Source organism: Occallatibacter sp., from assembly GCF_049802275.1.
Lineage (GTDB): Bacteria > Acidobacteriota > Terriglobia > Terriglobales > Acidobacteriaceae > Telmatobacter.
The window spans coordinates 1-10,598 of sequence record NZ_JBARMD010000277.1; the positions used below are offsets into that span (position 1 = coordinate 1).

Annotated in this window: 9 protein-coding genes; all 9 read left to right on the forward strand. The window is 60.1% G+C overall.

Going from position 1 to position 10,598, the window contains the following annotated elements; translation table 11 throughout:
• The coding region (locus WA354_RS09530) for a MiaB/RimO family radical SAM methylthiotransferase (protein WP_472812774.1) at window positions 1-1,351 on the forward strand (1,351 nt) is incomplete at its 5' end.
• A 35-nt stretch (window positions 1,352-1,386) separates the two neighbouring features.
• Window positions 1,387-2,088 carry a translation initiation factor IF-3 gene (gene infC, locus WA354_RS09535; RefSeq protein WP_472812775.1) on the forward strand — a complete coding sequence of 234 codons (702 nt, stop codon included), beginning with the start codon at window positions 1,387-1,389 and terminating at the stop codon, window positions 2,086-2,088.
• Window positions 2,089-2,306: 218 nt separating this feature from the next.
• Window positions 2,307-4,508 carry a S9 family peptidase gene (locus tag WA354_RS09540; protein WP_472812776.1) on the forward strand — a complete coding sequence of 734 codons (2,202 nt, stop codon included), beginning with the start codon at window positions 2,307-2,309 and terminating at the stop codon, window positions 4,506-4,508.
• 94 nt (window positions 4,509-4,602) lie between these two features.
• On the forward strand, window positions 4,603-6,264 hold the full coding sequence (locus tag WA354_RS09545) for a GH35 family beta-galactosidase (protein ID WP_472812777.1): 1,662 nt from the start codon (window positions 4,603-4,605) through the stop codon (window positions 6,262-6,264).
• A gap of 161 nt (window positions 6,265-6,425) precedes the next feature.
• On the forward strand, window positions 6,426-6,623 hold the full coding sequence (rpmI, locus tag WA354_RS09550; protein ID WP_348264890.1) for a 50S ribosomal protein L35: 198 nt from the start codon (window positions 6,426-6,428) through the stop codon (window positions 6,621-6,623).
• A 209-nt stretch (window positions 6,624-6,832) separates the two neighbouring features.
• Complete coding sequence (gene rplT, locus WA354_RS09555) at window positions 6,833-7,207, forward strand: 50S ribosomal protein L20 (RefSeq protein ID WP_472812778.1); 375 nt, start codon at window positions 6,833-6,835, stop codon at window positions 7,205-7,207.
• Between the two features lie 114 nt (window positions 7,208-7,321).
• On the forward strand, window positions 7,322-8,428 hold the full coding sequence (gene pheS / locus WA354_RS09560; RefSeq protein WP_472812779.1) for a phenylalanine--tRNA ligase subunit alpha: 1,107 nt from the start codon (window positions 7,322-7,324) through the stop codon (window positions 8,426-8,428).
• 40 nt (window positions 8,429-8,468) lie between these two features.
• Entirely contained in the window at window positions 8,469-8,840 is a 372-nt protein-coding gene (locus tag WA354_RS09565; protein WP_472812780.1) for a four helix bundle protein, read from the forward strand.
• A gap of 60 nt (window positions 8,841-8,900) precedes the next feature.
• Window positions 8,901-10,598 (forward strand): phenylalanine--tRNA ligase subunit beta (locus tag WA354_RS09570; protein ID WP_472812781.1); only part of this gene is annotated, 1,698 nt, incomplete at its 3' end.

The window sequence follows — 10,598 nt, forward strand, 5'->3', positions numbered from 1 at the left end:
CGTCAACACCTGCAGTGTCACCGCCGAAGCTGACCGCGAAGCCCGCGCCTACATCCGCCGCACCCATCGCCTCAACCCCCAAGCCCGCATCATCGCCACCGGCTGCTATGCTCAGCGCGCTCCTCAAGAACTCGCCGCCATCCCCGGCGTCTCCGCCGTCATCGGCAACAGCCACAAAGCCCTCACACCTGAAATTGCGCTAAGGATGATGAGCGGTGACATTGTTTCCGCTTCACGCGAAAATCAGCTGATCCAGATTCGCGCGGCGCAAGGGGGGTTAGCCCCACCGCAGGTGGTATTGGCCGACGACAGCTTCGCGCACTCCTTCCTCGAAGAGGCCCCCATCATCCCCGGCCTCCAGACCCGCCCCAATCTCAAAATCCAGGAAGGCTGCTCGAACCGCTGCTCTTTCTGCGTCATTCCCCAAACCCGCGGCAACTCCCGTAGCCTCTCAGCCGAGTCGATCCTATCGCACGTTCGCAACTTCATCTCGGCTGGCGGCCACGAACTCGTCCTCTCCGGGATCAACCTTGGCCGCTGGGGCCGCGATCTTGATCCCGCGCAATTTGGATTGCGCTCCCTCGCCGCGCTTGTCCGCGCCATCCTCGAACGGACCAGCCTACCCCGCATGCGCCTGAGCTCTATTGAGCCCATGGACTGGGACACCAGCCTCATCGCTCTCATCCCCGAATACGGTGAAACACGTCTCGCCCGTCACGCCCATCTCCCGCTCCAATCCGGCTCCGACTCTGTCCTCCGCCGTATGTATCGCCGCTATCGCCCCTGGCACTACGCTGAAAGAGTCGAACAGCTCCTCCGTGCGGCCGGCCCTGCGCTCACCCTCGGCGCCGACGTCATGGTTGGCTTCCCCGGCGAAACTGACCACGAGTTCCAGGAGACCCACGACTTCATCCGTTCTCTCCCCTTCGGCTACCTGCACCTCTTCCCGTTTTCCCCACGCCCCTTCACCCGTGCCTGGACTCTCCACGCCGAATCACCCGTCCCCGCCGCCATCGTCAACCAACGGATGGCCGCGCTCCGCTCTCTTGCTGCCCAAAAAACTCGCGCGCACCGTGCAAAGTTCGTCGGCACCGAACTCGAAGCCATCACCCTTCATACTCAACCTGTCCTCGCAGCAAACGGCCGCACGTCCGCCCTCACTGAGAACTTTCTCCCTGTCGAACTCTCGGCCGCTCTTCCAGCGAACCAACTCATCCGCATCCGAGTAACCGCCATCGCCGCCGACAACACCCTCCTCGCATCGCCCGCGCTCTCCATCACTTCCGCGGCCGATTCCCAATTCATGCCGCTCCCCATTTCCCGCCAACCCATCTTCGAAACCGCCTTTTAATCCATAGCGCTGCGGTCTGCTCAGGCATCGAACCAGTGCTATACTCAGGGTGCGTTCGCGCGCCGTGCAAGAACTCCGCAACGCTTCGGATCAAGGCGCCCGACACCTTTGGAGGATGTACCATCGCACTCGATAAACGCTCGGCTAAGTCTTTTATCCGCATCAACGATCGCATTCGCGCCCGCGAAATCCGCGTGATCGACGAAAACGGCGAACAAATGGGAATACTGGCCCCTTTTGAAGCGCTCAAAATCGCCCGTGAGCGCGGTCTCGACCTGGTCGAGGTCTCACCCAACGCCATCCCTCCCGTCTGCCGCATTCAGGACTACGGCCGCTTCCTCTACGAGAAGGAAAAGTCAGAACGCGCCGCCAAGAAAAAGCAGAAGATCATCGTTGTCAAGGAAGTCAAATTCTCTGTCACCGTCGACGAGCATGACTACCAGACCAAGAAGAATCAGGCCGTCAAGTTCCTGCAGGGCGGCGACAAGGTCAAGGCCAGTCTCCGTTTCCGCGGCCGGCAGATGGCCCATCGTGATCTCGGCTACAACATCATCAATCGCCTCATTCAGGACATCGGCGAAACCGGTGTCGTCGAGTTCATGCCCCGCATGGAAGGCACCATCCTGCACGCGATCATCGCGCCCAACAAGCGCCCTGAAGCTCAGAAACCCAAGCCGCCTGCGCCGCCACAGCAGCCACAGCAAGCCCGTCCGCCCGCACCTCCGCAGGCACAGTAAGCGCCAGCTTGAAATTGATCGAAGGCCGCCCAGCGAGGCGGCCTCTTTCATTCCAACAAGTAGTGAAGATTTCGATCGCCGCAGAAATCCACCAACCGGCTGACCCGCTAAGCGCTAAGCGCGCTAAATCGCTGATTCATGAACCAAGCTAGCTCCGCCAAGAGCGCGAAGCGCTGCTAAGCCCTCTAACTTTCTCTTCGCCGTTGTATTCTGACGCCATGCTCCGATTCAGAACGCTGGTTCTTCCTCTTGTCTGCTTCGTTTCCGCGGGAATTTGGCTCCACGCCGCCGCGCAATCCGGCCCCACTCCCGCACCTTCGGCAACGACTTTGCATTTTCCCACCAACGAAGACCTGCGCCACCTGAAAGCGCTCTCCTCCCCAATCCTCTCCCCCGACGGCAAACAGGTGCTTTTCACTCTCACCCACGCTACCGCGGACGGTGCCGCCAGCCATCTTTGGATCGTTCCAGCCTCCGCCACCAGCGCCGACAAGCCCCGCCAACTCACCTTCTCTCCACCCGCCGACAAGCGCGGAGAGCACAACGCGCAATGGGCGCCCGACAACTCCGCCATCTTCTTCCTAGCCAAGCGCGGCGACCACACCCAGCTATTCCGTCTCGATCTGCGCGGCGGCGAAGCCTCTCCATACGACTTCAAAATCCTGCCTCCGGTAGACGTCTCGAAAGACAAAGACGCCATCAACCCACCGCCCGCTCCCGAGTCCAGCGAAAAGAAAGACGACAAGAAGCCCTCCAACGCAAAGCAGGAACCGCAGACCATCGACGTCGCCGGCTTCTCCATCAGCTTCGATGGCAAATACCTCGCGCTCTGGGCCCACGACCCCGAAACCCCGGGCGAGAAAAAACAGAAAGAAGCCAAAATCGACGCGTCCTGGGTCAACCACGAGAAACACCTGACCCGTATCTACCTCGCCGCGTTCAAGCCTGACGGAACCATTGAGGGCTCACTCAACGAGGTCAATCTCCCGCCCGACGTCCGCGGCGCCACGTGGTCTCCTGTTGCCGACAAGCTCCTCGTGATCATCGAACCACCCAACGATGCCTCCGACCTCGGTCCTGCCGGCGCGGCATGGATCGTCGATGCCGCCGCTCCCGCAAAGCCCACCAGGCTCGCCTATGTCCCCACAAGCGTTGGCGGTGGTGTGTGGAATGCCGACGGCACATCCATCGTCTTCGCTGCTTCCACTTCTCAGGACGCGCCTCCCGGTTACGACGATCTCTATCTTCTGGCTGCAACGCCCGATGCAAAGCCGATCAATCTCACCCGCGGATTCAACGGCCAGCTCCGTGCGCAAGGAATATACTTCACGCCAGACGGCTCCTTCATTGCGCCAGCGGCTGTAGGCACGCGGAACACCGTCGTCCGCATCGCTCTCGACGCCAAAGCGCAGCCCACTCCCATCGACCTCGGGGCCGCAGTCATCTCCGGCCTCAACACCAATCGCAAGCAGACCGGCTGGGTCTGGCTCGCCGACTCCGGTGGCCACCCCATGCAGCTCTGTTATGCCTCCAAACTAGGCGATCCCTGCACCCCGCTTCCCACTCCGACCCTCGGTCCCGCAAATCTGCGCACCGTCGCGCCGCAACTCGTGCATTGGAAGTCAGGCCCATTCACCATCGAAGGCCTGCTCTATCTCCCGCCCGACACCGGCTCCGCAAAAGTTCCTCTCGTCGTCGATGTCCACGGCGGACCGTTCGGTGCATGGGAAGACCGCAACGATCCCTTCGTCGACTTTCTCATCGGCCACGGCTGGGCCGTCCTGCGCCCCAATCCACGCGGATCCTCCAACTACGGAGTCAAATTTGCCGCGGCTAACAAGAACGATCTCGGCGGTGGCGACTATCAGGACGTGATGGCCGGCGTCGACTACGTCCTCGCCAACTACCCGATCGACCCGACGAAGCTCGCGCTCATGGGCTACAGCTACGGCGGCGAGATGGCCGGCTTCGTCGAAGGCAAAACCGACCGCTTCAAAGCCATCATCAGCGGCGCGCCGGTGATCGATCAGTTCAGCGAATACGGAACCGAAGGCGGCTCATGGTACGACCGCTGGTACTTCGGCAAGCCGTGGGAGCACATGAACGACGCGTGGCGTCAAAGTCCGCTCGCCAACGTTGCCCACGCTAAAACGCCGTTCCTAATCCTGCAAGGTGAAAGCGACACCACTGACCCTCTCGGCCAGGCCCAGGAGATGTATCGCGCTCTTCGTCAGGAAGGTGTCCCCGTCGAACTCGTAACTTATCCGCGTGAGAACCACGGCCCGCTCGCCATCGGCATGCTCGGCCACCCCTCGCCCGAACCCTGGCATGGCTACGACGCCCGCCAGCGCATCGTGACCTTTATTACCGCAGCGTTCTCCGCAACACCGCCTCCATCGACAGCGCCTGCCAAACAGTGAGGGATGTAAACGTGAGATGAGAGTTTGTTCCCCATCCATGACACAGTCATGGGTGGGAAAGCACGAATGCCAAACCGTTGTGGCAGATTGCCACTTGAAGCCCATCACAGGTCCACGCTGTGCCGCGTGCTATTCTCCCCTCGACATGCGAATCCCGCGTTGCACGCTGCCTATCTTTCTGCTCCTTGCCGGCCTAGAAACCGGCAGTTTATCCGCACAAACAAATGCCGCCCCGCACCTCGAGAAACGCGGCTCCGCCACGCAACTCATCGTCGACGGCAAGCCGTTTCTCATCCTCGGCGGCGAACTCCACAACTCATCTTCGTCCAGCCTCGCTTACATGAAGCCGCTGTGGCCGCAACTCGCCGCGATGGGCCTCAACGCCGTCGTCACCCCGCTAAGTTGGGAACTCGTCGAGCCCATCGAAAACAAGTACGATTTCACGCTCGTCGATGGTCTCCTCGCTCAGGCACGTGAAGCCCACGAGCGCATCGTCTTCCTCTGGCTAGCCTCATGGAAAAACGGCATGTCCAGCTATGCCCCCGTGTGGGTAAAGCAGGATACGAAACGCTTCCCGCGTGTCGTCGTGAAGGGCAGGGAAATCGAACTTCTCAGCCCCGCATCTTCCACTACGCAGCAGGCCGACGCCCGCGCCTACACCGCGCTCATGCAGCACATCCAGCAGGTCGACGCACAAGACCACACCGTGCTCATGATCCAGGTTGAAAACGAAGTTGGCGTCCTCGGCGACTCACGAGATCGCTCCGCCGAAGCCGACCGCGTATTCAACTCGCCGGTTCCCGCCGAACTAACGCGCTACCTCAAAGCCCACCACGACACGCTCTATCCGCGCCTGCGCGAACTGTGGGATGCAAACGGCGCGAAGACCTCCGGCACCTGGCCCGAAATCTTCGGCAACACCACCCGTGCCGACGAGATTTTCATGGCGTGGCACTACGCTCGATTTGTCCAGGCCGTCACCGCTGCTGGCAAATCCGCTTACAACATTCCGATGTATGTGAACACCTGGCTTGCCGAAAACGACGCGCAGCCAGGCAGCTTTCCGAGTGGTGGTCCTGAGCCGTGGGTAGTCGATATCTGGCGTGCCGCCGGTAACGCAATCGATTTCTACGCGCCCGACCTCTATGCGCCGGACTTTGTCTACTGGTGTCGCCAGTATCACCGCGACGGAAACCCGCTCTTCATGCCGGAGACTCGAGGCGGCACGCCCGGTGCGGAAAACGTCTTTTTCGCCGTTGGCGAAGAAGCTGGATTCGGTTTCTCGCCATTCGCGATCGAAGACGACATGGATCCAAAGCAGGACCTTTCCACCAGTTATCGAGCCATTAGCTCGCTTGCTCCACTCCTGCTCGAACACCAGGCCTCAGGCAACGTCCACGGCTTCGTCCTCGACAAGCAACACCCCACCGCCGACTTCACCCTGAACGGTATTGCGCTACACGTCGGTATCGATGAGATATTCGGCCACCATGCAGACTCCGGCTATGGCCTGATCATGGCCACCGGTCTCGATGAGTTTCTCGGAGCCGGCCGGGGCTTTCGCGTTAGCTTTGCGCAAACTTCACCGACAAGCCCGCGCATCGCCATCGCCTCCATCGACGAAGGAACATTCGAAGACGGCAAGTGGGTTCCCGGCCGCCGTCTGAACGGCGATGAAAACGATCAGGGGAGCTATTGGAGATTTGATGCGCGCAAGGTAAATGTTGAGAAGGCAAAGCTTTATCAACACGAATAGCCCTTCTAATGCGTGCCGGACCGCTTGCTGACCGGGAGCAATATGTAGGTGTTAGAGGCTTATTTCCTGTATACTTATCAAAGCCTCTCAGGGGCAGGGAAGCCCCTGTTCCGCGAGGCCATGGGTGTGGGTTACCAAACCCCGTCCAAAACGAGAAGAAAATGCCCAAGTTGAAAACCCATACGGGCGCGAAAAAGCGCTTCAGCAAGACTGGTACCGGCAAAATCAAGCGGCACCAGACCAAGACGCGCCATATCCTTTCGTCTAAATCGCCAAAAGTGAAACGCAAGCTCGGCAAGATGGTGCTTGTATCCGATGGTGACTACGCGAAGGTAGCGCGCATGATTCCTTACGCCTGAGCACTGCGTGCGGCAATCCTTTGGATAAGAGGATCGCCACAAACGCAGATGGGCCAGAACATAAAGGCCCCCGCCGATAAGAAATGCGTCCTGACCGGCGAGAGATTCAGGCTTGAACGAGCGAGTGAAGAGGTTTAACGCCAGACCGAAAAGTCATGGCCTCCTGCCTCCAGCCGCGATGACCAACGAACGCAAAATGGAGAACACCAATGCCCCGCGTAAAACGTAGTACCAAGCGGAGTGACCGCCGCAAGAAAATCCTGAAAAGGGCCAGCGGATACTTCCTTACCAAATCCAAGCTCTACCAGGCAGCCCAGGAAGCCGTCGAGCGTGGCCTCAAGTTTGCCTACACTGGCCGCAAACAGAAGAAGCGCCAGTTCCGTTCCCTCTGGATCGTGCGCATCTCCGCCGCCGCCAAGCTCAACGGCACAAGCTATTCGCAGTTCATCAACGGACTGAAGAAGGCCGGCGTTGAACTCGATCGCAAAATCCTCTCTGACATCGCCGTGCATGACGCCGCAGGCTTTACCAAGCTGGTGGAGCAGGCGAAAGCCGCTCTCGCCAGCAGCACAAAAGCCGCCTAAGGCACCGGCGCTGCATTCAGCTGTATCTCATGGCCCGGAGCTTAGCTTCGGGCCGTTTGCTGTTCGCTCCCATTCAATCCCACGCTCCTCAATGAGATATTCTTGGTTTTCGCAATGACAAACGAAGATATTCCCGATCTGCCGGAGTACACCGACTCCGCTCTCGATCAAGCCTTTGCCGCATTGGCCAGACAGGCTACCGACGAAGCCGCCGCCATCGCCGGCAACGACCATCTCGAAGCCTTCCGCCTCCGCTGGGTAGGCCGCAAACAAGGCCGCCTCAACGACGTCTCTGCACGCTGGCTCAAGGCCGCTCCGCCCGCAGCAAAGAAAGCTGTCGGCGAGCGCTTCAAGACGCTGAAGGAACTCGTCGAGAGCCTCATCGATCACGCATCCGGCTCGGGCCCCAGCGATGCAGCTCTCGCCGCCGAAGCCATCGATATCACGCTTCCCGGCACACGCCGCCTCACAGGAGCCGAACATCCCATTACCCGCACGATGAATGAAATCGTCTCAGTCTTCGCGGCGCTCGGCTACTCCGTAGGCGTCGGCCCCGAAGTGGAAACCGATTTCTACAACTTCGAGTCGATGAACTTCCCACCCGGCCACCCGGCGCGCGACACGCAAGACACGCTTGTCGTCGCCAATCAGGAACGCCGCTCTCAGCGCGACCGTCTCCTCCTGCGCACCCACACCTCTCCCGTGCAGATGCGCACCATGGAGCAGCAGCCGCCGCCGATCCGCATCGTCATCCCCGGCAAGGTGCACCGGAACGAAGCGCAGGACGCCACGCACTCGGCCATCTTCCACCAGGTAGAAGGTCTCTGCGTCGACACCAACATCACCTTCAGCGACCTCAAAGGCACGCTCGACCACGCCATGAAGGCGCTCTTCGGCTCGTCCGTCAAGACACGCTTCTTTCCATCCTTCTTTCCCTTCACAGAACCCTCGGCCGACGTCCAGATCAGCTGCATTTTCTGTGGCGGTAAGGGCTGCCGCAAATGCAAGCACTCCGGATGGATCGAGTTGCTTGGCTGCGGCATGGTCGATCCTGCAGTCTTCGCCTTCGCCCGGGAAAAACAGCCTGCCTACGATCCCAAAAAGATCAGCGGCTTCGCCTTCGGCATGGGCGTCGAACGCATCGCCATGATGAAGTATGGCATCAGCGACATCGGCCAGTTCTACGCCGGTGATATGAGGTTCCTTAGTCAGTTTGCGTAGCAGGTTAGCGCTTCGCGAAAGCAAGTTAGCGAGTTAGTGGATGACCAGGACACGACATTACCGGGATCTGATCGCATGGCAAAAGGCGATGGAATTAGCGCGCCAGATCTATGCACAAACCGAAGAATTCCCAAATTCAGAGACATTTGGATTGCGCATGCAGTTGCGTCGATCCGCCATCAACGCCGCAAGCCACATCGCAGAAGGCCATGGTCGGCTGACCGATTCAGAAAATCGCAAATCTCTCAGCGTCGCTCGTGGCTCTCTAAACGAATTGCAAACGCAGCTTGAACTAGCGGGAAGCCTCAAGTTCCTGAACGAAGAGACAGCGAACCAGCTTATCGAACTGGCGACCGAAGTGGCGAAGCTAATCAATGGATTAATAGGCGTACTCGAGAAAGAACCACGCTAACTTGCTAACTCGCGATCGCGCGCAGCGCGGCTAACTCGCTAGGAGATTAAGAAAAGAGCAATGAAGATTCTGACAAAATGGCTGAGATCTTACCTACCCGAACTCGCCATCAGCGACACCCAACTTGCCGAAGACCTCACCCTCCGCGGCATCGCCGTCGAAGGTATCTTCGACCTCGGCGCAGGCAACGGCTCCCTCTACGAGATGGACATCACCACGAACCGTGTCGATGCCATGAACCACTACGGCATCGCCCGCGAAGCCGCAACCATCTACGGCGTTGCACTCAAGCCGCTCGACACGACACTTCCCGCCGCCGGTCCCGCAGCCCATCCATTTTCGGTACGCATCGAAGCCGAAGACGCCTGTGGCCGCTTCACCGCTCGCGTGCTCCGCAACATCAGCATCGGCAACTCACGCGACTGGTTCCCCGGCGCGGAAGTCTCCACTTATTTCGCCCTCCTCGAGCAGAAGCAAATCTCCAACGCCGTTGACGCCACCAACTTCGCGTGGCTCGCGATGGGCCAGCCCACCCACGCCTTCAACCTCGACAAGATCGAAGGCGGCATCATCGTACGCCGCGCTCGCAAAGGCGAAAAACTCAAGACCCTCGACGGCGTCGAACGCACCCTCGATCCTGAAGACCTCGTGGTCGCCGACCACGCCAGGCCACTCGGCCTTGCCGGCGTCATGGGCGGCTGGGACACCATGATCACCCCCGACACCAAAAACGTCCTCGTGGAAGCAGCGTGGTTCGAGCCAATGGCAGTTCGTCGCACCGCGCGCCGTCATGGCCTGCACACCGACGCCAGTCATCGCTTCGAACGCGGCGCTGACTTTAATGCTGCTCCCGTCGCATCCGCAATTGTCACCCGCATCTTGCTCGCCAACACCGGCCACATCGAAGGCGAACTCGTGGACATCCGCGTCGCCGCGTGGGAAGCCCGCACCGCCAATCGCCAACCCATCACCCTCGCCTTCAGCGAAGTCCGTCGCATCCTCGGCAAGACTGAAGACAAGCAAGGCATCAACGCGCCCTTCGTAGAAGCCACCCTCACCGGCCTCGGCTGCACCCTCACTTCGCCACAGAGTTCCTCCGAAGAAGGCAAGGTGTGGAGCACCACACTCCCTAGTTGGCGCCTCGATCTCGAACGCGAAATAGACCTCATTGAAGAAGTCGCACGCGTCTATGGCTACAACCGCTTCGCCAACACTCTTCCCACGTTCGGCGAAGGCGTAAAGGCCCTGCCGTGGGCTGAAGCCGAATCCACCGTCCGCCATACTCTGCTCGCCGCTGGATTCCACGAATCCATCGCCAGCACCTTCTGTTCTGCCGCAGATGCGGCGCTCACTGCGCCCGTCCCCGGCCAGGTCGTTCCCGTAGGCAATCCGCTCAGCGACGAAGCCGGCGTGCTCCATCCCTCGCTCGTCCCCGGCATTCTCTCTGCCGTAGCAGGCAATCTCCATCGCGACGTCAGTGACGTGCGCCTCTTCGAACTCGGCACCGTGTTCAGCGGCACCACCGAAAAAGTCGAAGAACGCCCCGCACTCGCCTTTGGTGCAGTCGGCTCAATTCCCGACCAAAGCTCGCTTCATCCGACGCGCGCTGTCGAGTTCCATGATCTCAAAGGCGTCGTCGAACAAGTCATCTCGCGCTTCCAGATGCGCACCATCTATTTCGATCGCTTCCCTGCAGATTCTGGGCTTACGCCCGCATGGCTGCACCCTTATCGTTCCGCTCGCGTTGTTGCGGAAGGC

Excerpts from the sequence above, each read along its gene's own strand:
- WA354_RS09540 (WP_472812776.1), top strand. The coding sequence starts at position 2,307 with ATGCTCCGATTCAGAACGCTGGTTCTTCCTCTTGTCTGCTTCGTTTCC.
- rpmI (WP_348264890.1), top strand. The coding sequence starts at position 6,426 with ATGCCCAAGTTGAAAACCCATACGGGCGCGAAAAAGCGCTTCAGCAAG.
- rplT (WP_472812778.1), top strand. The coding sequence starts at position 6,833 with ATGCCCCGCGTAAAACGTAGTACCAAGCGGAGTGACCGCCGCAAGAAA.
- pheS (WP_472812779.1), top strand. The coding sequence starts at position 7,322 with ATGACAAACGAAGATATTCCCGATCTGCCGGAGTACACCGACTCCGCT.
- WA354_RS09565 (WP_472812780.1), top strand. The coding sequence starts at position 8,469 with ATGACCAGGACACGACATTACCGGGATCTGATCGCATGGCAAAAGGCG.